The sequence below is a fragment of the Mesorhizobium sp. 2RAF21 genome (assembly GCF_052115345.1).
Classification (GTDB): domain Bacteria; phylum Pseudomonadota; class Alphaproteobacteria; order Rhizobiales; family Rhizobiaceae; genus Mesorhizobium; species Mesorhizobium terrae.
On sequence record NZ_JBFRGM010000011.1, the window covers coordinates 123,428 to 146,811 of the forward strand.

General features: G+C 64.0%; 22 protein-coding genes. 6 read left to right on the forward strand and 16 right to left on the reverse strand.

Annotation, left to right across the window (positions count from 1 at the left end; all coding sequences use genetic code 11):
• The first annotated feature begins 35 nt into the window (after positions 1-35).
• The 5 genes from cysT (at position 36) to AB4136_RS18985 (ending at position 4,679) form a co-directional block, all read left to right on the forward strand.
• Positions 36-887, forward strand: a complete 852-nt coding sequence (gene cysT / locus AB4136_RS18965) for a sulfate ABC transporter permease subunit CysT (RefSeq protein WP_024923527.1) — start codon at positions 36-38, stop codon at positions 885-887.
• On the forward strand, positions 880-1,764 hold the full coding sequence (gene cysW / locus AB4136_RS18970) for a sulfate ABC transporter permease subunit CysW (protein ID WP_024923528.1): 885 nt from the start codon (positions 880-882) through the stop codon (positions 1,762-1,764). The genes cysT and cysW overlap by 8 nt, the downstream gene beginning before the upstream one ends.
• 13 nt (positions 1,765-1,777) lie before the next feature.
• Positions 1,778-2,830, forward strand: coding sequence for a sulfate/molybdate ABC transporter ATP-binding protein (locus AB4136_RS18975; protein WP_024923529.1), 1,053 nt, complete (start codon positions 1,778-1,780; stop codon positions 2,828-2,830).
• A 169-nt stretch (positions 2,831-2,999) separates the two neighbouring features.
• Entirely contained in the window at positions 3,000-3,986 is a 987-nt protein-coding gene (locus AB4136_RS18980) for a sulfate ABC transporter substrate-binding protein (RefSeq protein ID WP_024923530.1), read from the forward strand.
• Between the two features lie 240 nt (positions 3,987-4,226).
• Positions 4,227-4,679, forward strand: a complete 453-nt coding sequence (locus tag AB4136_RS18985) for an RrF2 family transcriptional regulator (protein ID WP_024923531.1) — start codon at positions 4,227-4,229, stop codon at positions 4,677-4,679.
• Between the two features lie 68 nt (positions 4,680-4,747).
• Here the strand turns inward: AB4136_RS18985 and AB4136_RS18990 are convergent, their stop codons facing one another.
• From AB4136_RS18990 to AB4136_RS19025, 8 genes are all read right to left on the reverse strand, one after another.
• Positions 4,748-5,983 carry an MFS transporter gene (locus AB4136_RS18990; protein WP_137900834.1) on the reverse strand — a complete coding sequence of 412 codons (1,236 nt, stop codon included), beginning with the start codon at positions 5,981-5,983 and terminating at the stop codon, positions 4,748-4,750.
• 110 nt (positions 5,984-6,093) lie between these two features.
• Positions 6,094-7,653 (reverse strand): alkaline phosphatase family protein, encoded by a 1,560-nt coding sequence (locus AB4136_RS18995; RefSeq protein WP_024923533.1) that lies wholly within the window; start codon positions 7,651-7,653, stop codon positions 6,094-6,096.
• Positions 7,654-7,680: 27 nt separating this feature from the next.
• Positions 7,681-8,445 (reverse strand): FadR/GntR family transcriptional regulator, encoded by a 765-nt coding sequence (locus AB4136_RS19000; protein ID WP_024923534.1) that lies wholly within the window; start codon positions 8,443-8,445, stop codon positions 7,681-7,683.
• 108 nt (positions 8,446-8,553) lie between these two features.
• The gene (locus AB4136_RS19005; protein WP_024923535.1) at positions 8,554-9,501 is read right to left on the reverse strand and encodes a carbohydrate kinase family protein; all 948 of its coding nucleotides are present in this window, start codon (positions 9,499-9,501) and stop codon (positions 8,554-8,556) included.
• Positions 9,491-10,522: an SIS domain-containing protein gene (locus tag AB4136_RS19010; RefSeq protein ID WP_137900835.1), complete on the reverse strand. Its 1,032-nt coding sequence runs from the start codon at positions 10,520-10,522 to the stop codon at positions 9,491-9,493. The genes AB4136_RS19005 and AB4136_RS19010 overlap by 11 nt, the downstream gene beginning before the upstream one ends.
• Before the next feature lie 2 nt (positions 10,523-10,524).
• Positions 10,525-11,340 carry a carbohydrate ABC transporter permease gene (locus tag AB4136_RS19015; protein WP_036254277.1) on the reverse strand — a complete coding sequence of 272 codons (816 nt, stop codon included), beginning with the start codon at positions 11,338-11,340 and terminating at the stop codon, positions 10,525-10,527.
• A 23-nt stretch (positions 11,341-11,363) separates the two neighbouring features.
• A complete protein-coding gene (locus AB4136_RS19020; protein ID WP_024923538.1) occupies positions 11,364-12,251 on the reverse strand; it encodes a carbohydrate ABC transporter permease in 888 nt (295 codons plus the stop codon).
• Between the two features lie 27 nt (positions 12,252-12,278).
• Entirely contained in the window at positions 12,279-13,526 is a 1,248-nt protein-coding gene (locus AB4136_RS19025; protein WP_024923539.1) for an extracellular solute-binding protein, read from the reverse strand.
• Positions 13,527-13,667: 141 nt separating this feature from the next.
• Between AB4136_RS19025 and AB4136_RS19030 the strand changes: the two genes are divergently transcribed.
• A complete protein-coding gene (locus AB4136_RS19030; protein WP_024923540.1) occupies positions 13,668-14,864 on the forward strand; it encodes an ROK family transcriptional regulator in 1,197 nt (398 codons plus the stop codon).
• Positions 14,865-15,007: 143 nt separating this feature from the next.
• On the opposite strand, the gene AB4136_RS19035 is transcribed toward AB4136_RS19030, so the two are convergent.
• From AB4136_RS19035 to AB4136_RS19070, 8 genes are all read right to left on the reverse strand, one after another.
• The gene (locus tag AB4136_RS19035; RefSeq protein ID WP_024923541.1) at positions 15,008-17,032 is read right to left on the reverse strand and encodes a beta-N-acetylhexosaminidase; all 2,025 of its coding nucleotides are present in this window, start codon (positions 17,030-17,032) and stop codon (positions 15,008-15,010) included.
• 136 nt (positions 17,033-17,168) lie between these two features.
• Positions 17,169-17,654, reverse strand: coding sequence for a GNAT family N-acetyltransferase (locus tag AB4136_RS19040; protein ID WP_024923542.1), 486 nt, complete (start codon positions 17,652-17,654; stop codon positions 17,169-17,171).
• A gap of 19 nt (positions 17,655-17,673) precedes the next feature.
• Positions 17,674-18,615 carry an ABC transporter ATP-binding protein gene (locus AB4136_RS19045; RefSeq protein ID WP_024923543.1) on the reverse strand — a complete coding sequence of 314 codons (942 nt, stop codon included), beginning with the start codon at positions 18,613-18,615 and terminating at the stop codon, positions 17,674-17,676.
• Positions 18,612-19,415: an ABC transporter ATP-binding protein gene (locus AB4136_RS19050; RefSeq protein WP_024923544.1), complete on the reverse strand. Its 804-nt coding sequence runs from the start codon at positions 19,413-19,415 to the stop codon at positions 18,612-18,614. The genes AB4136_RS19045 and AB4136_RS19050 overlap by 4 nt, the downstream gene beginning before the upstream one ends.
• The gene (locus tag AB4136_RS19055) at positions 19,412-20,314 is read right to left on the reverse strand and encodes an ABC transporter permease (RefSeq protein WP_024923545.1); all 903 of its coding nucleotides are present in this window, start codon (positions 20,312-20,314) and stop codon (positions 19,412-19,414) included. The genes AB4136_RS19050 and AB4136_RS19055 overlap by 4 nt, the downstream gene beginning before the upstream one ends.
• Entirely contained in the window at positions 20,311-21,294 is a 984-nt protein-coding gene (locus AB4136_RS19060; protein ID WP_024923546.1) for an ABC transporter permease, read from the reverse strand. The genes AB4136_RS19055 and AB4136_RS19060 overlap by 4 nt, the downstream gene beginning before the upstream one ends.
• A gap of 31 nt (positions 21,295-21,325) precedes the next feature.
• Positions 21,326-23,032: an ABC transporter substrate-binding protein gene (locus tag AB4136_RS19065; protein ID WP_024923547.1), complete on the reverse strand. Its 1,707-nt coding sequence runs from the start codon at positions 23,030-23,032 to the stop codon at positions 21,326-21,328.
• Positions 23,033-23,151: 119 nt separating this feature from the next.
• Complete coding sequence (locus AB4136_RS19070; RefSeq protein WP_171020951.1) at positions 23,152-23,319, reverse strand: hypothetical protein; 168 nt, start codon at positions 23,317-23,319, stop codon at positions 23,152-23,154.
• Between the last annotated feature and the right edge of the window lie 65 nt (positions 23,320-23,384).

Here is a 23,384-nt window from a genome sequence, read left to right on the forward strand (position 1 = left end):
GCCAGGGCGAACAAAAGGGACGGATTTCTAGAAACATGACCATGGCACCCGCGCAGGCGGGGTGGCGGTTCAGGCAGCCGAGTGTCATTCCGGGTTTCGGACTGACGCTCGGCTTCTCGCTTGTCTACCTCACCCTCATCATCCTCATCCCGCTGACCGGGCTGGTCTGGCGTTCGGCTGCCCTGGGCTGGACCGATTTCTGGCATATCGTGACAGCGCCGCGCACGCTGAAGGCACTGCAGATCAGCTTCGGCACCGCGCTGATCGCCGCCGCCATCAACGTCGTCTTCGGCACACTCGTCGCCTGGGTGCTGGTGCGCTACAAATTCCCCGGCCGCCGCATCGTCGACGCGATGGTCGACTTGCCTTTCGCCTTGCCGACCGCCGTTGCTGGTATCGCGCTGACCACGCTCTACGCGCCGAATGGCTGGCTGGGTGCGCCGCTGATGCAGGCCGGCATCAAGGTCGCCTACACGCCGCTCGGCATCGTCATCGCCCTTGTTTTCGTCAGCCTGCCCTTCGTGGTGCGCACCGTCGAGCCGATCATCGAAGAGATCGACAAGGAGGTCGAGGAAGCCGCCGCGACGCTCGGCGCCAGTCGTTTCCAGACCATCACCAAGGTGCTCTTTCCCGGCCTCGCACCTGCCATCATCACCGGTTTCGCACTCGCCTTCGCGCGTGGCGTCGGCGAGTTCGGCTCGGTCATCTTCATCGCCGGCAACCTACCCAACGTCACCGAAATCGCGCCGCTGCTCATCGTCATCCGGTTGGAGGAATTCAACTACGCCGCCGCCACCGCGATTGCCGCCACCATGCTCGGTCTCTCCTTCGCCCTGCTGCTCGTCATCAACCTCCTCCAGTCATGGAGCCGCAAGCGCTATGGCTGATCCGGAAATCAAGTCCTACGAGCCGGTGCACAACAATCCCTCGTCGGCAATTACCGAGAGCCGCGCCGCGCGCGGCGTCTTCATGACGATCGCCTTCGTGTTTCTCGGCCTGTTCCTTGTCCTGCCGCTGATCATCGTGTTCGAGCAGGCCTTCGCGAAAGGCATCGGCGCCTATTTCACCTCGCTGAACGACCGCGACACGCTCGCCGCGATCCACCTCACCTTGCTGGTGGCGGCGATCTCGGTACCGCTCAACGTCGTCTTCGGCATCGCCGCATCCTGGGCGATCGCCAAGTTCGAGTTCAAGGGCAAGGCATTCCTCATCACGCTGATCGACCTGCCCTTCTCGGTCTCACCTGTCATTTCCGGCCTGGTCTATGTGCTTTTGTTCGGCGCACAAGGCTTGCTTGGCGCCTGGCTGAAGGCCAATGGCATCGTCATCCTGTTCGCGGTGCCGGGCATCGTGCTTGCCACCATCTTCGTCACCTTTCCCTTCGTGGCCCGCGAGTTGATCCCGCTGATGCAGGAACAGGGCAATGGCGACGAGGAAGCGGCCCTGTCGCTCGGCGCCAACGGCTGGCAGGTTTTCTGGTATGTCACCCTGCCCAACATCAAATGGGGTCTGCTCTACGGCGTGCTGCTGTGCAACGCCCGCGCCATGGGCGAGTTCGGCGCGGTGTCGGTGGTCTCGGGTCATATCCGCGGCATGACCAACACCATGCCGCTGCACATCGAGATCCTCTACAACGAATACAACGCCGTCGGCGCCTTTGCCGTGGCTTCGCTGCTGGCCGGGCTCGCGCTCGTCACGCTGGTCTTGAAAACCGCTCTCGAGATGCGCTACGGCGCCGAGCTCGCCGCCACACGCGGACACTGACAGGGACACCCGCATGGAAGTTCGCGTTGCCAATGTACGCAAGGAGTTCGACCGGTTCCCGGCGCTCCGTGACGTCTCGCTCGACATTCGCTCGGGCGAGCTGATCGCGCTGCTCGGTCCGTCCGGTTCCGGCAAGACCACATTGCTCAGGCTGATCGCCGGGCTGGAGCAGCCGACCGCCGGCAAGATCTTCTTCGGCGACGAGGACGCTTCGAGCAAGACCATCCAGGAGCGCAATGTCGGCTTCGTGTTCCAGCACTATGCCCTGTTCCGCCACATGACCGTGGCCGACAATATCGGCTTCGGGCTGAAGGTGCGGCACGGCACCAACCGGCCGCCCAAAGACGAAATTCGCCGCCGCGCCTCCGAACTGCTCGACCTCGTTCAACTTTCGGGACTTGAGAAGCGCTATCCGGCGCAGCTGTCAGGCGGCCAGCGCCAGCGCGTCGCGCTCGCCCGCGCCATGGCGATCGAACCCAAGGTGCTGCTGCTCGACGAACCCTTCGGCGCGCTCGACGCGCAGGTGCGGCGCGAATTGCGGCGCTGGCTGCGCGACATCCACGACACCACTGGCCACACCACCGTCTTCGTCACCCACGACCAAGAGGAAGCGCTGGAACTGGCCGACCGCGTGGTGGTGATGAGCCAGGGGCAGATCGAGCAGATAGGCACCGCCGACGAGGTTTACGACACGCCCAACTCGCCCTTCGTCTTCGGTTTCATCGGCGAGTCGAGTTCGCTGCCGGTCAAGATCGACGACGGCCAGCTCTGGATTGCCGACCGTCCGATCGGCCTGTCCGCGCCGAATCATTCGCCCGGCGACGCCCTGCTCTATTTCCGCCCGCACGATGTCGAGCTGCTCGACGGTTGCAGCGGCTGCATCGCCGGCACGGTAATCGCCAGCCGCCGCGTTGCCGGCACCCGCCGCGTCGAACTGGAAATCGGCGGCGAGCGCCAGCGCGTCGAGATCGAACTGCCGGTCGACCATCCCGCCGCGCAGAAGAGCCGCGTCGCTTTCCGCCCACGCCGCTGGAAGCTGTTTCCGCAACAGGACGGGCAGAAGTAGTCGGAGACGGAGTTTTCCGGCCAATCATGGAATGAACGACCCGGAATTGTCGATCCGGGAGACGGTTTTTCCAATTCCACGACGGCTGTTGAAGCCCGCATGCCTCGTGTTGCGCGGCGCGGGCTTTATGGTGCGAGGCTCCTGATGTTTTTTTGAACGGAGCCTTTTCATGAGACGCCTTTTGCTTGCCGGTGCCGCCCTGGCCGGTCTGATCCTCGCTGCCGCGCCCGCTTTGGCCGCCGACAAGCTGCTCAACGCTTCCTATGACGTTGGCCGCGAACTGTTCGTGCAGATCAACAAGGCCTTCGTCGAAAAGCATCCGGGCACCACCATCGACCAGTCGCACGCCGGCACCTCGAAGCTGGCGCGCTCCATCGTCGAAGGCCTCGGCGCCGACGTGGTGACCTTCAACCAGGTTCCGGACGTCGATTTCCTGGTCAAGCAGGGTTTTGTCTCGGCCGACTGGCAGAAAGATTTCGCCAACAACGCCTCGCCCTTCTATTCACTGCCCTCTTTCCTGGTCAGGGCCGGCAATCCGAAGAACATCAAGGATTGGGATGATCTCGCCCGCGAAGGCGTTCAGGTGATCTTCCCGAACCCCAAGACCTCGGGCAATGCACGCTACACCTATCTGGCGGCGGCGGCCTACGCCAAAGAGAAGTTTAATGGCGACGAAGCCAAGGTGAAGGAGTTCCTCACCAAGATCTTCAACAACGTGCCGGTGTTCGACACCGGTGGCCGCGCCGCCACCACCACCTTCGCTGAACGCGGCATCGGCGATGTGCTGATCACCTTCGAGTCCGAAACCCAGGGCATTGCCCGCGAATATGGTGCCGACAAATACCAGCAGGTGACACCGTCGGTCAGCCTTTTGGCCGAGTTCCCGGTTGCCATCGTCGACAAGGTTGCCGACGAGCACGGCACCCGCGACCTGGCCAAGACCTATCTCGACTTCCTCTACACTCCCGAAGGCCAGAAGATCGAGGCCGAGAACGGCGTGCGCGTGCGTGACGAAAAGGTCGCGGCCGAGTTCAAGGACAAGTTCCCCGCCGTGCGCCTCGTCACCGTCGAGGACGTATTCGGCGGCTGGGCGAAGGTCCAGAAAGACCACTTCGGCGAAGGCGCGCTGCTCGACCAGATCTACGGCAACCGCTGAGGCGGCACGACGCTCCACGCAAAAAGCCGGCGCAAGCCGGCTTTTTCATTTATGGCCGCGGGGTCGACCAATTCACTCGAAGATTTCGAAAAGTCACGAAAAATCAACGCTCTTCTTATTGTATATCAAAACACTGAACTCTATTCTCCCAATGCGCGTTCAGGCTGCCGATCCTGCCATGATTTGCGCACAAACAGCCGGCAAATGGCTGGTCGGATCGCGGATCAAGCAGTGTCGGGCATGCTCACCAAAAAAGGCAAATACGGGCTCAAGGCTCTCGTGCATCTGTCGCGCATGCCGGTCGGGCAACTGGCCTTCGTCAACGACATCGCCGTTGCCAACAACATCCCGAAGAAATTCCTCGACGCCATCCTCGGCGAACTGCGCAATGCCGGCTTCGTGCAGAGCCGCAAGGGCAAGGATGGCGGCTATCGGCTGGCCAGGCCCGCCGCCGAGATCAAGATCGGTCATGTTGTGCGCGTGCTCGACGGGCCGCTGGCGCCGATCCCTTGCGCCAGTCGCACGCAGTATCAGCGCTGCGAGGACTGCAACGAGGCGACCTGCGAAGTGCGCCATATGATGCTGGAAGTGCGTCAGGCCATCGCCGACGTGCTCGACAACCGCAGCCTGGCCGCCATGCGCGACGCCGACAATGACGATTATCCGGCGGAACTGTCGACGCAGTCCAACTAGCTCACGTTCCACCCTGTTCGAAACGGCCTGCGGTGGAACGAGTTACCGGCTCCCCGCCGCGATGAGCGTCACACGGTCGCCGCCTTCACCCGTCCCACCAACCACAGCAACAGCAGCATCGCCGCGAGATTGACCAGGTTCCAGGCGATGCCGTTCAGGAAGGCAGCGCTGTAAGAGCCGTAGAGGTCATAGATCCAGCCCGACATCCAGCCGCCCGCCGCCATGCCGAAGATCGTTGCCATCATCACCAGGCCGACGCGTTGGCCGGCTTCGGCCGCCGGCATATATTCGCGCACGATGATGGCGTAGCACGGCACGATGCCGCCCTGCGACAGGCCGAAGACCAGTGAGACGATGTAGAGCGAGGCCAGCCCGTCGAAGGGGATGTAGAACAGCAGCGCCAGGCACTGCAGCGCCGAGCCGATCAGCAGCGTCTTCACGCCGCCGATGCGGTCGGCGACGAAACCCGAGGCGATGCGGCTGACCACGCCGCCGGCGAGCATGATCGACAGCATCTCGGCGCCGCGCGCCACGCCATAGCCGAGGTCCATGCAATAGGCGACGATATGCACCTGCGGCATCGCCATGGCCATGCAGCAGCCGAAACCGGCAACGATGAGCAGGCCTTGCAGCGTCGCCGGCGACAGTGGGATCGGCTGCACGCGCCGCCCGCCGGGGGTGTTGGCAGCCGCCTCGCGCGGGGCGCCTTCGCGCAGCATCAGCGTCAGCGGCACCAAGGTGACGACGCAGAATATGCCGATGCCGAGATAAGTGGTGCGCCAGCCTTCGGCATGCATCAGCGGCGGTATCACCACCGGCCACAGGGCGCCCGCCAGATAGTTGCCGCAGGCGGCAAAGGCGACGGCCACGCCACGGCGCCGGTTGAACCAATGCGAGATGTCTGCAACCAGCGGACCGAAGATCGCCGCCGTGCCGAAGCCGACGAGGATGCCCTGCGCCAGCGTGAATTGCAGGATCGAGCCGGCAAAGGATGCCAGCACCATGCCGGCGCCAAGGGTCAGCGCCGACAAGAGCGCCGGCAGCCAGTAACCCATGCGGTCGACGGCCCGGCCGACCAGCACGTTGCCGGCGGCAAAACCGATCATTGTCGCCGTATAGGGCAACGAAGCATCGGCACGGTCGACGCCGAATTCGGCCTGCACCGCTGGCAACACCACCACCACCGCCCACATGCCGACCGCGCCGATCGTGCCAAGCGCCACCGAGATGGCGAGGCGTATCCAAGCCTTGCGGCCATCGATGACGGAGGCCGCGTCCACCGGCCGGACGGGATGCTGGTTCATGTCTGGGCCCGGGCTCCTTGCGGTAGGCTCGGAACTCATGCGCCTTTCCGCACTCGCCCGGCAGCACCAATCTGGCCCAAGAAATGATACCAGATATCGGGCAACGCACTTCAAGGAAGGGAAACGACACCGCCCTCGGTCAGCACCATGTTGGTCAGCGTGCGCTCGGCATGGGTCAGCCGCCAGTCGAGCATCTTCTGTGCATAGCGCAGAACGATCGGCGCCATTTCGGGTCGGTCGGCCAGGTTCGTCATCTCATGCGGGTCTTGAGCCAGATCGAACAGCAGTGGCGGTAGGGCCGCGAAATGCACATACTTGTAGTGCCGGTCGCGCACCACCGCATAGCTGCACTGGTCGGAGGCGATGCCGAGTGCCATTTCCACCTTCTGCGTCGCCACGGTGCGGAAGTCGTGCTCGAAGAACACGGCGTCGCGCCAATCGGTTGGCGTGGCGCCATGCAACAGCGGCATCAGCGAACGGCCGTCGCAGGCCCGCGGCTTTTCGAGCCCCAGCCAATCGAGGATGGTCGGCATGATGTCAACGGCCTCGGTCAGCGCATCTACGGTCGATCCACGGCCCGCATCGGCCTCGGCACGAGGGTCGCGGATCACCAGCGGCAGGTGGAAGGCGCCGTCGAAATAGATCTCCTTGCCCCAGGCATGGTGCTCGCCCAGCATCTCCGCATGGTCGCTGGTGACGATGATCAGCGTGCGGTCATATTCGCCGGTCCGTTTCAGATGCGCGACGATGCGGCCGATATGGTGGTCGACCTCGGCGATGAGCCCGTAATAGGTCGCTCGCATCTGGCGGATTTCCAATTCCTCCGCAGAGACCGGATCAAGCGGGCTGTGCTCGTCATAAAGGCCGGGTTCGCTCAGCCTGTCGAGCTCATAGGCAAGCAGCGGATGCTGGCGCTTTTCCTGCGTTAGGCTTGCCGCCCGCGCAGGCAGCGTCACGTCGGCGGGATCGACAATTCGATTGTAGGGTTCCGGCGCGATCAACGGTGGATGCGGCCGGTAGAAGACCAGATGCGCGAACCACGGTTTTTCGTCGCGCACCGCCAGCCATTCCAGGAAACGGTCAGCAAGATAGGCCGTCTCGCTCTGTTCGGCCGGGAAGATGGTGGGGATGTAACGAAAGCCGCGATCCGCCGGCTTCTCGAAGTCCGGTCGCGGCCGGAAAACATCGCCGCGGCCGTGCGGCAGCCGGTAGCCGCGCGCCACGAGATCAGCCACCCACGGTGCCATGTCGTCGGGCAGATGCAGCGGTGTCACGAAACCCGGCATCACGCCCTTGTCGTAGCCGGTCAGCGCCGGATCGTTGGGGTGGCGCCCGCGCGGATCGAGGCTGGTGTCGGTATAGCCGAACAGGGCCGGCTCGTAGCCCGCCTTGCGCGCCTCCAGCGCGATGTTGCTGTGCCGCGCATCGAGCGGCGTGCCGTTGCGGCCGGAGCGGTGGTTCATCAGATAAAGGCCGGTCAGGAGGCTGGTGCGCGACGGCCCGCACGGCGTGCACTGGCCGAAATGCTGGCGAAACAATACGCCGTCGGCGGCGAGCGCATCGAGGTTCGGCGTGCGCACATTAGGATGGCCTAGCGCCGACAGGCAGTCGCCACGCCACTGGTCGGCGCAAATGAAGAGCACGTTCGGGCGCTGCGGCTTCGTCGTCATTCTAGGTCGAGTCTGTCCGTTGGAAGGTCATTCGGGCTCGCGGCCCACCACCTTGTCGGTGTTGGCGAGCAGCTTGCGCACTGCGGCGCGCGCGGCATCCGGCCGCTGCAGACGGATGTTCTTCTCGACCAGTTCGTGCAGTTTCTGCGCGGTCTCGAGGTCGTCCCCCTCTCGCGTCACATGCACGAACAGGTGGTCGAAGGCCTGTTCGATCAGCACTCCGAGCGGCACCAGCAGATCGTTGCCGGAAGCGCGCAGGATGGCGAGATGGAAGCGCGTGTCGGCGCGCGTGCGCTCTTCCAGCGTTATTGCATCCTTCATATCGCGGCATGCGCGGCTGATCTCCTCCATCTGCGCGTCGGTACGGCGCATGGCGGCAAAGGCGCTCGCCTCCGGTTCGATCAGGTGGCGGAATTCCTGCACCGTACGCAGGAAGGGGCCACGGTTGGGCGAAGTGGCGTACCAGCCAAGCACATCGCGGTCGAGCAGGTTCCAGCGCTCGCGCGGCTCGACCCGGCTGCCGACCTTCGGCCGCGAGGCAAGCAGGCTCTTGGCCATCAGCATCTTGATGGCTTCGCGAACCGCCGAACGACTGACATTGAACGTCTCGGCCCACTTCGCCTCATTGGGTAGGATGGTGCCGGGCGGATAGTCACCGCGCACGATCCTGAGGCCGATTTCGTGCGCGACGGAAGCGTGCACGCTCGAGCCGGCACGGCGCGCGGTGGCGCCGTCGATGGGCTCGATATTTATAGTACCAGTGTCTTCTATTTTCCGCCTAGCCGCTCGCATGCTTCCCCTTGTCGGCGCCGGCCCGAACCATGACCACACGCATCGACCAAGAAGTCCGGGCTTGGCCACCATGTCAAGGCGCCAGCCATGGGAAGCATGGACCGCAGCCTAGCTCAGCGCGACTTCCAGCGAGACGTATCGGCGCGGCGAGGATGCGATCGCCGCCGAGGCCACAGCAACGCCGGCGCGCAACGCGTCTTCCAGCGGCACTCCGTCCAGCAAGGCGCCAAGATAGCCGGCATTGAACGTGTCGCCCGCGCCGGTGGTGTCCACCACCGCAACAGCCGGTGCCGGCACATGCACGAGCGCACCGTCGCGCCAGGCCGATGCGCCCTCGCCGCCACGCTTGATGACGACGATGGCACCGGGCTTGGCATGGTCGGCAAGCCAGCAGGCCGCGGCCTCCACCGTCTTCTCGCCCGACAGCGACAGGCTCTCGATCTCGTTGAGCAGCACATGGTCGCAATGGGCGAGGCAGGCCATGGTGTGCGCCTTGATCGTATCCGTCCAGCCATCCGAAGGCCAGCCAGTGTCGAGTGCCACCTCGAAACCGCGCGCCGAAACGGCTGCCAGCATCGTGTCGAAGGCATCGATCAGGTCGAGATAGAGGAAGGAACCGGTCAGCAGAGCGATGTCACCGGGACGCGCTCTTTCCGGCAGCATCGCCAGCATGCTCTGCGGGGTCTGAACCGCGAGATTGCCGGCCGTTGTCAGGAAGGACCGCTCGCCGCCGGGATGTTCGACGCCGACCGACAAGGCCGTCGGCGTCGCTACCCTGGGCCAGGCGCTGGCGGCATCGCCGAAGGTCTCGACCAGCCATTCGCCGAACATGTCGCTGCCGACATTGCAGACGATATGGTGCGGCACGCCCAGCGCCTTGAGCGCCAGGCCGGTATTGCCGGCCGGGCCGCCGGCGCGCAACTCGGAATGGTCAACGAAGGTTTCCGTGCCGGGACGCGGCCATGGCGTCACCGGCCCCATGATCAGATCGACCATCACGCCGCCAATGACGTGGATGGACGGTCGTTGCGATGGCTGCGGGCGTTCATGCTTCATGGTCTATTCCGGTAATTTTCGTCGAGCGCACCGGCTCGCCGACGCCGGTCACCTTCCGGCCGGCTATGGCAATGATGAGTTTTTGCAGGGCCGGCAGCATGGCGGCCACCGCGCCGAGCCCTTCTCGGGGCGGAAACGAAACAGTCACCGCACCGTCGATCGTAGCCTCGCCGCTGCAATCGAAGATGACCGGCGGGCTGCCTGCGCCGGCTGCCGCCTTTGCCAGCGTCACCGTCCCCGCGCTCAGCGAACCCGGACCGCGCAGCAACAGCACGCCGAGTTCGGGAGCCAATGCTTCCAGCGGACCGTGGCGGAACTGGCCGAACTCGAAACCGAAGGCCGGAATGCGCGCGAGTTCCATCAGGATCAGGCCGCTCGCCTCGGCAAGGCCGCGCAGTTCGCCGCGCCCGGCGATGATGATCGACGTCTTCGACGCCAAGGCCGCGAGCGCGGCATCGACATCGGGCAGTGGTGGTGTCGCAAGCATCGCGGCGAGGTCTTCTTCGCCCACCCCGTGCACAGCGAGCGCCGCGGCATGCAGGGCGAGCGTGACGGTAAGGCTCCGCGTCGCCGCGAAAGCCACTTCCTGCCCGCCGGCGCCAATGAGGCAAGGCAGCGTGCGGCCGAGCGTGCTTTGCGGGGCAAGCGTCATGCCGAACAGGTCACTGTTGTGCGGCAGCCGGTCGAGCAGCTGCAGGATTTCGCCGGATTCGCCCGACTGCGACACCAGCACCAGCGTGCGCGGCCGCACCGGCAAATCCTGCTGTAGAATGTCGCCGGCTGTTTCAGCGCGGCAGTCGACACCCGCCTTGCGCCATGCCGGCTCGACGATGCGATTGACGTAGTGCGAAGCCCCCATGCCGACCAGCACCAGACTGCCGGTACGGGCAATGCTGGCCGCCAGTTCGGCGGCGACAACCGCATTTCCCGTCAGCGAGGCGAGTGCGTCCGCGCCCTGCCTTGCCATCTCGGCCTGCAAACGCGCCAGGCCGGTCCCCTCGCCCATTGTCCCCCTCGTCATGGTCAGCCTTTCACGCTGCCGGCGGACAGGCCGGAAAGCAGCGATTTCTGCAGGAAGAAGCCGATCAGCACCGGCGGCAGAGCCGCCAGAAGACCGACCGCCGAGATCAGCCCGTAGTCTGTGGCGCGGCCGGCCGCGAAGTCGGCGATCGCCACCGGCAGGGTCTTGGCGCGGGTGTCGCTGGTATAGAGCAGCGCGTAGAAGAACTCGTCCCAGGCCAGGAGCAGCGCGAAAAGTGCCGCCGCGCCCGTCGAGGCGGCCGCCACCGGCAAGGTGATGTAGCGCAGGATCTGGAACAGGCTGGCGCCATCGATCGAGGCAGCCTGTTCGATCTCCACCGGCACGCCGTCGAAGCCCGACTTCATCAGCCAGGTCACGAAGGGCAGCAGGATCGTGCAATAGACGATGATCAGCGAGGTGACGTTGTTGAGCAGGCCGAGCGTGGAAAACACCTTGTAGAGCGGCAGGATCAGCGCAACCGGCGGCATCATGTAGGTGACGATCACCGCATAAAGCAGCGGCATGCGGCCGGGAAAGCGCGAGAAGGAATAGGCGGCCGGTATGCCGGCAGCGAGCGCGATCACTGTGGCGCTGACCGCCACGACGATGGAATTGCGCAATGCCGACAGGAAGGCCAGGCCGGCCGAGCCCTCTTCCAGCGAGAACAGCCGCGCATAACGCGAGAAGTCCGGCTCGGCGGGTATCCAGCGCAGCGGGATGGTGGTGAGGTCGTTGGCGTTCGAGATGCTCATGATGAACAGCCATGCGACCGGGGCCAATACAGACACCACGAAGGCCGCGACGGCGACATAGATCATGACCGTGGCAAAGAGGCTGCGTCTCACGAGCGTTTCTCCCGCCTGATCAGCATGACGACATAGACTGCAATCATCATCGCGCTCATCGTCGTCACGGTCAGCGCGTAGGCGGCGCCGCTGCCGGCGCGCAGATAGGTGAAGGATTCCTGGTAGACGAAGAACGACACCGTCTTGGTGGAATCGGCCGGCCCGCCGCGCGTCATCACATAGAAGATGTCGAACACCTTGAAGGCCTCGATGGCGCGCAGCACCATCGCCACCGTCAGCGAACCCATGATGCCGGGAATGGTGATCTTCCAGAACCGGATCCAGGCATTGGCGCCATCCATAATGGCGGCCTCGTAGAGATCCTTCGGCACTGTCTGCAAACCGGCCAGCGCGATCAGCGCGATCAGCGGATAGTTCTTCCAGACGTCGGCGAGGATGACCATGTTCATCGCCATCGACGGGTCGCCGAGCCACGACCTGTAGGCATCGAGCAGGCCGACCTGGGTGAGTAGCGCGTTGAGGCTGCCATATTCGGGGTTGTAGATCAGCCGCCACATCACCGCGTTGACGATGGTGGGCAGAGCCCAGGGCAGGATGAGCAGCGCCCGCACATAGGCCCGCCCCCTGAATTCCTGGTTGAGCAGCAGCGCGACCAGCACGCCGAGCACAACTTCGGCCGAGACCGAGAACACGGTGAAATAGGCGGTGTGGCCGACGGCGGCGCGGAAATCGGCATCGTCGAGGATATAGGCGAAGTTCTCGAACCCGACCCACTGCCACACATAGCCCTGGCCGGTGAGGCTGGCGTCGGTGAACGCCAGCCACAATGTATTGAGGAGCGGGAAGGCCGTCACCAGCACCATGATCGCGATCATGGGCGTGAGCAGAAGCCAAGCCGTCCGGTCCTGTTGTGCTTGGGCCATGACGGCTGCGCTCCTTGGGGACGGTGCTTAACGCAGCCGTCCGGCAGCCTTGGTCGCCGCCTTCAAGGCATCGTCCGTCGGAGCCTGGCCGAGCAGCACCTGCTGGATATTCTTCTGCAGGATCGACGACAGCTCGGGATAGGACGGCGTCGTCGGCCGGGCGAACATGACGTCGAGCGACACCTTGGCGGCGTCGATCAGCTTCTCCTGCCCCTTGGTCACGGCCGCATCCTCATAGGACGACTTCCAGATCGGCAAGCTGAGCTTGGCGTATTTGTTCTGCGTCGCCTGCGAGGTCATGAAGGTGATGAACTTCCAGGCTTCGTCGGCGTGCTTGGAACCGGCCGAGATGCCAAGGCCCATCGAGCCGTTGACGGCCGAGGCCGCGGCCTTGCCCTTGAAGCCGGGAGCCGGGACGATGCCGACCTTGCCGGCAACCTTGCTCTCCTTGGGGTCATTGGCCATGTTGTACATGTAGGTCCAGTTGAGCGCGAACGCCGCCTCGCCGGCCGAGAACACCTTGCGCACGTCCTCTTCCAGATATTCGCGCGAGTTCGGATTGGTGATGCCGTCGTCCAGCGTCTTCTTCATGTAGCTGACCGCCTCGACCGAACCACCGGTGTCGAAGTTCAGCTTACCGTCTTTGATGAAGGAACCCTTGGCGCCGCCAACCATCGATGTGTAGTCGCAGATCAGCGCTTCGGCCTGGCTCCAGCTCCACACGACCGGATATTTGGCGATGCCCTTGTCCTTGATGATCTTGGCCTGCTCAGCCAGCTCCTCGAAGGTCTTCGGCGGGGCCGCGATACCGGCCTGCTTCAGCATGTCTTCATTGTAGAAGAGATATTTGGTGTCGAGGATCCAGGGCATGCCCCAGGTCTTGCCGTCATAATTCACCGTGGTCCACGCGCCGTCGAAGATCTTGTCCTTGTCGGCGGCCTGCACGCGGCTGGTGACATCCATCAGGAAGCCCTTGGTGGCGAACTCGGCCGGCCAGATCACGTCGAACAGAACGACATCGTAGCCCGAAGCGCCGGCGCCCTGGGCGGCGACGATCTTGTCGTGCAGCGCCTCGTAAGGCACGAATTCCAGATTGACCTTCGTGCCTGGATTGGCGTCCTCGAAGGCCTTGGCCATCGCCTTGGTGTCGTCTTCGCTGTAGGCCGCCTGCTTCATGAAGATGGCATTCAGCGTCACATCGGCGGCGGACGCCGGCAGCGACTGGTGCACCATGAGCGCCAGCCCGCAGGCCGCGCCCTTGAAAAACCTGTTCATGGTATTCCTCCCGATTTGCTGACTGACCCACGCATTGCGCCCAGGCAGCCCGGCGGGAATACACCATGTCGAATTAATTAAATCAAGTTGATTGGCTTATAATTTTGACCATAATCGGCGGAAGTCGCGTAGAGACTTTTCATGACCCTCAAAAGACCCGTCGCCGGTACCAATCTCGAGCAAGCCAAATCCCACAATCGCCGCGTCGTGATCGAGGCGATCAGGACCAACGGCGCGTTGTCGCGCGCGCAGATCGCGCGGCTTACCGCTTTGAGTTCGCAGACCATTTCCAATATCGTCGACGAGCTCGAACGCGCCGGCCTGCTACGCGCCGAAGCCACGCAGAAAGGTGCACGCGGGCAACCGGCTGTGCCCTATTCCATCGACCCCAATGGCGGCTATTCGATCGGCTTGCAGCTCGACCATCAGCTTGCAGTTGGCGTCGTCACCGACCTGTCCGGCACGGTGCGCGCCAGGCTGGAACGCGGCGTCGACCGGCCGATCCCGACCGAAGCAATGCCGCTGCTGGCATCGATGACCGAAGAACTCGCCCACGCCTTCCGCTCGCGCCTGCTCGGCATCGGCATGGCGATGCCCGGTCCCTTCGACGTCGAGGGCATGACCTCGGTCGGGCCTACCGCCCTGCCCGGCTGGCAGGGTTTCCCGGTGGCCGCCGAACTGGAGCGGCTGACCGGCATGCCGGTGACCTTCGAGAACGACGCCACCGCCGCCGCGATCGGCGAACGCCTCTACGGCGTAGCGAGGAACCTCAACAGCTTCGTCTATCTGTTTATCGGCACCGGGCTCGGCGCCGGACTGTTCCTTGATGGCCATCTCTACAAAGGCAGCCGCCACAATGCCGGTGAGATCGGCCACATGATCGTGCAGCCGGACGGGCTTGGCTGCTTCTGCGGCAAGCGCGGCTGCCTGGAGCGCTATGTGTCGTTGCGTGCGGCCTATGATTGCCTGGAACTGCCGGACCCCGACCACGCATCACCCGACCAGCTGGAACAACTCCTGGCCGCTGGCGACGAACGTCTTCTCGCCTGGGTCGACCAGGCGGCCGGTCCGCTGCGACAGGCGATCGACGTGCTCGAACTGGCCTTCGATCCGGAGACGGTGGTGCTTGGCGGCTTCATGCCGCTGTCGGTCATCGAGCTTCTGGCCAGCCGGCTCGAGCCATTGCACCTGTCGGTCTCGTCCTCGCTCGCGCGCAGCGTGCCGCGCGTGATGGTGGGCGCCACCGGCAAGGACACGCCGGTACTCGGCGCCGCCGCGCTGCCGATCTTTTCGGAGACCAACCCGCAATTCGACGTGCTGCAGAAGCCGTTCGGGTAAGCGGCGATCCACTTGGCGGACGAAAAGCCAGGTACCCGGCTTTTCGGGTTTCGAGCAGTGTAAATCCCAGCCGCCAGTAAGGCCGGAAGTTCACCGCGCTGGGATCGCGCCCCGTTTCCTCAACTGATAGTGGCGCCGCGCCCCTACCCTACCGCGGCAATGCCATAAAGGATGGGCATCAAGCCAGCCAGCGCCTTGAAACGTTCCCAGGATTTGCGCTCCGGCTTGGTCCAGCCGGTTTCGGCCAATGCCGAGATGCGTGGGAACACGAGACGATCGAACACGCCGCGGTCAGACATCGGTTCTGACCAGATACAGCACTGCACGCCGAGGAAGTGTTTCTTCTGCTCGTCCGTCCATCCCTTGACTGGATCGAACTCGTAGAGCGTCTGCGGTTCCGACCAGCCGGCCCAGGCCGCGCCCGGTTCCGACCAAGCCGGGCTGTTGGCCATGTCGAGATAATAGACCTGGCCCGGGCAGACGACGATGTCGTAGCCTCGACCGGCAAGCGCCGCCGACACCTCAACCGAGCGCCAGCCGTTCAGGAAACTTTTCTCTTTCTCGATGACATCGCCATGCGCAGCTTCTTCCCAGCCACCGGTTATGCAGCCTCGCGAAGCCAGGAATCTCTGGATACGGGCGAGAAACTGCGCTTGCAGCACCGCCGCACCCGAGCCGTCGATATCGTCGGCGCCGTGATGATTGGTGATGACGTTGAGACGTCTGGCATGGGCGGCAGCAGCCTCCGGGCCGGCCAGTTCCGTGAGCCTCGCCAGCGCCTCCGGCGAGCCCGACCAGGCGCCAATCGGCACCTCGTCGGCGCCGACATGGATGCGCTTGAACGGAAACAGTTCGATCACCTCGTCCAGGACGGTTTCCAGCACCTGGTAGGTTTCTTCACGCGCCGGGTTGAGGCAATTGTTGGGGAACCCTTGCACGGACTGGTAGAAGCCATGTTCGGCGGGATCGCGCAGTTCGGGGATCGCCTGCAGCATCGCATAGCAATGGCCGGGGACGTCGATTTCCGGGATCACCTCGATGCCGAGACGTCCGGCCTGCGCGACGACGGCGCGGACCGAGGCCTTGTTGTAATAACCGCCGGTGCGCGCCGGACCGGAGCCGAGCAAGGGTGGCAGTGGCAGGCCGTGGCCTCGCCAGGCGCCGATGCGGGTCAGATCCGGATATGCATCAATCTCGATACGCCAGGCCTCGTCGTCGGACAGGTGCCAGTGGAATCGGTTGAGCTTGTTCCAGGCCATGATCTTGAGGAAGCGGCTGATCTCGGCCGTGCCGTAGAAATGCCGGGCCACGTCGAGATGCGTGCCGCGCCAGCCGAGCGCCGGCTCATCCCTGATCTCACCTTCGGCCGGAAACAAGAAGGTTTCGGGATGGTGGCGCGCGCCGCGCAGCATCTGGCCAAGGGTGATCAACCCATAGAGCAGGCCGTTGCGCGCCCTCCCCGACACCACCACGCGGTCAGCGGCAAAGCGGATGGAATAGGCCTCGGGGCCGAAATCGTCGGCAAGCGACAACGACACCGGCAGGCCGCCCTCTGCCTCCGGGCGCACGATGCCTTCGACCGAGAACAAGCCGTCCACCAGTTCGCCGAAGGTTGCCGCGGCGGCTTCGGCCTCGGCACCTTTGGCCTTGAGCGCGAAGCCCATCGGGACTGGCGCCCGGCCGGATATCGAAACGTTGTTCGGCCATGGCACGATGGCAACTGGGACCGGCGCCACCGTCGGCACGGGATAAATCTCGGCGCCGCGCTTCAGCGGCGCGTTGTCGCCCTTGGCCTGAGTCGGAGCCACCGCCACTGGCAGCGTCGTGCCGTCAGCCAGCGCAACATAGGCAGTGTTGGCGCCGTCCGTCCAATGGCGCAGCGGATAGGAAAGCCCGCGAGCCGTCACGGTCCACGATGCATTGGGCTCCAGCACGAAACTCGCCGGCGGCGACAATTCGGAATGGTTGGACAGGCGCGCGGTCAGGCTGCCGCCCTCGACCACCGCGGCGGGATCGATGCGCGCTGGGCCACTGACGCACAGCTTGAAGCCTTGCATCGGCTTGGAAGACAGATTGGTCAGCGTCAGCGAATAGGCGAGGCTTTCACCGTCTGTTGCAGGCGTCCAGTTGGTTTTGAGGCGCAAGGCGGATTTCGGCTGAATGGTCATGGCGCACTTTCAATCGGCAAGCGTTGCGTGGGAGGTTTCGGCGTTGGTGCTTCCCTTGCCGGCCGGACCCTTCCCATGGAGGAAGGTGGAAGCTTCCGGCTTCGCGTCCCGCCCGTCGCTTTGACGAGCTGGCGCATTATTCATCAGATGGCGGCGACTTCAACAGGCCCGCATAGACGCCGGGCTCGGAGTTGGGGATCATCGTGGCACCCACCGTGCGCTCGTAAAATTCCGACGGACCGACATCGCCGATGATGGCATAGCCGTAGCCCATGGTGCGAAGATCGAACAGCGAGGCGAGCAGCAGCGCGTGGCCGATGCCAAGGCCCCGGGCCTCCTCGTCTACACCGGTCGGCCCGAAGAAACCACGCGCAATCGCCTCGTGGCAGGAAAAGCCGACCAGCTTTTCGGCGCGGGTGGCAAGGAAACAGGTCGGCGGCTGCCGCGACATGGCGATCGCCGTTTCGCTCGACCACCACGGATGAAATTTCCGCCGCACCCACCCAGTGACCAGCTCGAGCTCCGGCGCCAGCGCGCGCCGGATCGTCACGCCGGCCTTCTCCAGGCGCTTGTCGAGCGAAGGCTCCGGCTTGAGGGTGCTCAGATTGACGAGATAGTCCATGCTTTGTTGCCGTTTCGGTTCATGAAGCGTCGGGGACGCGGATGAAATGGTTGGGACCGATCTGCTCGATCTTATCCGACGCCGGCCGGCTGATGCGACGCACCTCCTCGGCATGACCAAGGAAACGCGCGCTGTCGCCGGGAACGAAGGGCCGGTCGGGATCGGGCACCGCCGAGAGCAGAAGCTTTGTGTAGGGATGCCGCGCATCGCGGATGACGGTTTCCGTGCCGCCCCATTCCACCATCTGGCCGGCGAACATGACGATCACCTCCTCCGCGACATGCGCCGCGGTGGCAATGTCGTGGGTAATGTAGAGCAGCGCAAGCCGCCGCTCGCGTTTGATGCGGGATAACAGTTCCAGGATACCCAGCCGGATCGACACGTCGAGCATCGAGGTCGGCTCGTCGGCCACCAACACGCCCGGCCGCACTGCGAGCGCGCGGGCGATGTTGACGCGCTGACGCTGGCCGCCGGAAAGCTCGTGCGGAAACTTGCGCGCCGTCAGCATGGGGTCGAGGCCGACCGAGGCAAGCAGCTCGGCGACGCGCAGCACCTCATCCGCCTTGCCTTTCGCGTGCCCGTGCAGTTTCAGCGGCCGGGCCAGATGGTGCTGGATGGAAAAGACCGGGTTCAGCGAAGCGAACGGGTCCTGGAACACCATCTGCACAGCGCGGCGATAGGCAGCCTCGCCAGCCTTGTCGCCGGGATGGGTGACGTCGCGTCCGCGGAAATGCATGGTGCCGGCGGTCGGCTCATCCATGCGGGCGATGATGCGCGCACAAGTGGTCTTGCCGCAGCCGGATTCGCCGACCAGCGCCAAGGCCTTGCCGGCCTTCAGCGACAGCGAGATGCCGCGCAGCGCCTGCACCGCGCCGAAATGGCGTGTGACGCCATCGAGGCGCACCACCGGTTCGGTCAGCGCCTCCGCGCCTTCGACGTCGACTGTCGGTTGCGCGTTCATGCGGCGGCTCCGTGGCCGGGCAATTGCGGGATCGCGCCCCACAGCCTGCGCGTATAGTCGTGCACGGGTGCGCGGCTCACCTGGCGCACGTCGCCGACCTCGACCAGCTCGCCCTTCAGCATGACGCCGATACGGTGGCAGAGCTGTGCCATCAGATGCAGATCGTGGGTGATGAACAGCACCGAAAAGCCGTGGCTGCGCTGCAGGTCGATCACCTGCTCCAGGATCTCGCGCTGCACCACCACGTCGAGCGCCGTCGTCGGCTCGTCCATGATGATGAGTTCAGGCTGCAGTGCCAGGCAGATCGCGATGACGATGCGCTGCCGCATGCCGCCGGAGAACTGATAGGGATAATTGTCGAGCCGGGCCGCTGGAATGCCGACCAGCTTGAACATCTCCTCGGCGCGCGCCCGAGATTGTGCCTTGCTGGCACCGGTGTGGCGCGAAAGCACGTCGTGGAACTGCGCCTCGATCCGCATCAGCGGGTTGAGCGAATTCATCGCGCTCTGAAAGACCATGCCGATGCGCCGCCAGCGCACTTTCTGCAGCGCCGCCTCGGGCAGCCTCAAAAGGTCCTCTCCGTCAAGCAGCACCTCGCCGCCCGCCACCCAGGCCGGCGGCTTCGACAGGCGCGTGATCGCATAGGCAATCGTGCTCTTACCGCAACCGGACTCGCCGGCAAGCCCGAAAAGTTCGCCGCGACCGATATCGAAGGACACGTTCTTGACCGCGCGAAAGGCGCCGTCGTCGGTAAGATAGCCGACCGAAAGGTCGCGTATCTGCAAAAGGGGCGCGTTCACCGGGCGGCCTCCAGTTCGCGCGCCCGCAGCCGAGTGAGCCGCAGCCAGCGGCTGAGCGCGGGGCCGGAGCGAAGCTGCGGGTTGGCGATCTCGTCGAAGGTGAAATTGAGCAGCGCAAGGCCAAGTCCGACCAGCGCGATGCCGACCGCCGGCGCGCCGATATCCCACCAGGCGCCGATGATGATCGCCGAGGAATTCTGCGCGTTGTAGAGCATGGTGCCCCAGGTGACGTTGAGCGGGTCGCCGAAGCCGAGATATTCAAGTGTCGTCTGCGCAACGATGGCGTAGATGATCGAGCCAACGATGTTGATGCCGATCAGCGGCACCAGATTGGGCAATATCTCCACGAAGATGATGCGCCATGGCGGCTCGCCGACCATGTGCGCGGCGACCACGAACTCGCGGTTCTTGAGCGCCAGTGTCTGCGACCTTGTCATGCGCGCGCCCCACGGCCACGAGGTCAGGGCGATGATCGCCATGATCGCCAACGGCCCGACGGTTCCGGCGAAGGAAGCGAGCAGGATGAGCAGCGGTATGTTGGGAATGACCAGCACCGCGTTGGTGATCAGGTCCAGCGTCGCGTCGGTGCGGCCGCCGAAATAGCCGGCGACAAGCCCTATCGCCGTGCCGAGCGCGGTGATCGCGAGACCGGTCACGAAGCCGACAGCCAGTGACGGACGCGCGCCCCAGACGAACTGCGAATAGACGTCCCGGCCCATCTTGGTGGTGCCGAAATAATGCTCCACCGTCGGCGCCTGGTGCGAGCGGCCGACGCGCGCGGCCGGATCGCCGGGCGCGATGAGCGGCGCAAACAGCGCCATCAGGCAGAGCGTCGCGACGATTACAAGACCGGCGACCGCCTTCTTCTGGCGCCAGAACAGCCTGAAGTTCGAGCTCATACCTGCCCCTCTCTCAGTCGCGGATCGATCACGCCGTACAGGATGTCGACCAGGAGATTGGCGCCGAGCGTGGCCATGGTCATCAGGAGCAGCTGCCCTTGGATAACTGGGTAGTCACGTGCCACACTGGCGGTGAACAAGGTGAGCCCGAGGCCCGGATAGTTGAAGACGATTTCCGTGACGATCGAGCCGCCGAACACCGCGCCCAGCATCAGCGCCAGATTGGTCATCACCGGCAGCATGGCGTTGCGCGCCGCATAGCCGAACATTACCGCCGTATCGCTCAAGCCCTTGGCGCGGCCCATGGTGACGTAGTCCTCGCCCAGCACCGAGATCATTGAGGAGCGCATCGTCGTCTGGAATTCGCCGATGAGATAGGGCGAGAGCGTCAGAACGGGCATGATCGCGTGCCAGAACACCGAACCGAAGAAAGTGAAATTGATGCCAGGATCAAGACTGGGGTCGTAGGCGTAACCGACTGGGAACCAGCGCAGCGTCACGCCGAAGATGAACAGTGTGGCCAGCGCGATGATGACCGGGGGCACCGCGATCATCACCACGGAAAAGGGCGAGACGAACGCGTCGAAGCGTCCGCCTCGCCTCCAGGCTGCCCCCGCGCCGAGGGAGACACCGACGCAGAGGGAAAAGGCGATCGCCGTCACCACCAGGAAGGCGGTCCAGCCGGCCGAGCGGCCGAGTACTTCGGTGACGGTCTGCGGATAATATTTGACCGAAACGCCAAGATCGAAGGTCGCCAGACCTTTCAGGTAATCGACGAATTGCAACCACATCGGCTGCTCGACCGCGCCGAAGCGTGCCTTGATCGCTTCGATGGCGGCAGGAGTGGCGCGCGGCCCAAGCTGCGCGATCATCCCGTCGACAGGGCTCCCCGGCATCAGCCGGGGAAGCGTGAAATTGACCACGATGGCGAACAGGAAAGCGGCCAGATAGACCCCAAGCCGTCGAAGAGGTATCCGCATTGCCGCTCTCCCCTCGTCTCGCTCCCTTCGCTTATTGCACCGGCTTCAGGCGCAGCAGATGAATCAGCCGCAACCGGTTGTTGTCATGGTCTTCGGGGTTCATCGCCGGCTCGTCCTTGGTCACCCAGCCGGTGAAACGCTTGGTCGAGTATTGGTACCAGGTCGGGCCATTGAACACCGGCACCACCGGAAAGTCGGTGGCGACGATCGTCTGCACCTCGTTGAACAGCTTCTTGCGCTCTTCGTCGGAGGTCGCCTTGCGATAGGCGTCGAACACCTTGTCCAGTTCTGGGTTGGAGTAACGCGACGGCGCGCTGGTGATGCGGCCGGCGAAAGCCGTCGACAGCGACTGGTAGTAGCCGCGGAACGGTGTCGGGCCGTCGGCGCGCGAATTCATGACCGCATCGAGGGTGCCGTCGATAATCTGCTTCTGCCACTGCTCGTATTCCGGCGTCGCCACGGAGGCGTTCACGCCGATCTTGCGCAGGCCCTCGGTGGCGATCTGCACGGCATCGATCCAGTCGGTCCAGCCGTTTGGCACGGCGATGGAGAAGGCGATCGGCTTGCCGCTCGGCGTGGTGCGGAAACCGTCGGCCCCCTTCTTGTAGCCGGCGTCGTCAAGGAGCTTGTTGGCCTTGTCGACGTCATAGGCCATCCACACATCCTTCTCGCCCTCGGCGGCCTTGTTGCGCCAGGACTCGAAGCGCGGCGGCAGGCCCGACGCATGCAGGTTCACCACCGGATAGCCGAAGCCGGCGATGTCGACCATCGAGGTGCGGTCCATGGCCAGCGAGAACGCATGGCGGAACTTGATGTCCGCGAAGGCCTCGGCGTTGCCGGGATTGGTCGTCTTGAAATTCATCTGAAAGGCGACGGTCTCGGCCGGCGGCTGCCAATAGCCGTTGTTCTTCGGATCGAGCGCCACATAAGTCTTGTCGATCTGGGGCAGGAACGAACCGATCCAGTCCATCGAGCCTTCCGGCAGCAACGCCAGCATCTGGTCGTTGCCGGAAATCTGCGGTAGCTTCAGGCAGTCAACCTTGAGCGACGTGGCGTCCCAGTAATTGGGGTTGCGGCACTGTTCGTAGACCTGCGGCGTGAAGCGGCGGATTTCGGTCATCGGGCCCGAACCGACCGGCTTCTCGTTCTTGAAGGCGAGCAGGTCCTTAACGTCCTTCCAGATGTGCTCGGGCACCACCGGGAAATCGGCGAGCGATTCCGGGAAATGGGTGTCGACGGCCTTGAGGTTGATCTTGACCTTCGTCGGCGATGGCGTCTCCACAGAAGCGACCGTCTCACCGACGCCGACCGTGTCGACGGCCGGGTTCTTCAACATCATGTCGAGGGTGAATTTCATGTCGGCCGAGGTCAGCGGCTTGCCGTCCGACCATTTGACGCCGTCGCGTAGCGTGTAGGTAATCGACTTCAGGTCGTCGGAGAATTTGTAGCCTGTAGCCAGCCGGTAGATCGGCTTACCGCTGTCATAGTCGTTGAAGATGACCAGTGGCTCGTAGATGAAATCCATCGTGCTCTGGCGACGTCCGCCGAGATCGAAGGGATTGAAGTTCTGTACCCAGCTCGTCTGCTCCTCGATGTGCATGGAGAGGACGGCTTCCGCGGAGGCGGGTGCAGGTCCGACGGTCAATCCGGCGGCAATCGAGAGTGCGGCGAAGGCCGCGCTGGCAAACAGACCCCGCCGCGATACAGCGGGGCGCAAAGAAGACGGATTCGTTCTGATGGCACGCATAGTTCGGTTCCCCTGGGTTGGAATTGACCCTTCCGCTCTTGTTGGCGGATAAGATAAATCAATTTGATTTAAGGGTATGAGCGAACCATGGCTGCGTCAACTGGTCACAATCAATAAATGGCGCAAAAATCCTTGACCCACAAGGGGTTGCGGGTTTTTGTGGGCGCGCCCATTCGCGCACTGATGTGGATTTTTGGCGTCAAAATCCCAGCGTCCAGAATGGCTTGACGCTGCTCTCTGGCAGGTTCCTTCACCTTGGCGAAGCGAGTTTTACGCACGCGTTTTGCCCGCGGTGGCTGTGGATAGCCATGCCGCTGCAGCCATGATTTTCCGGTGGCGCACC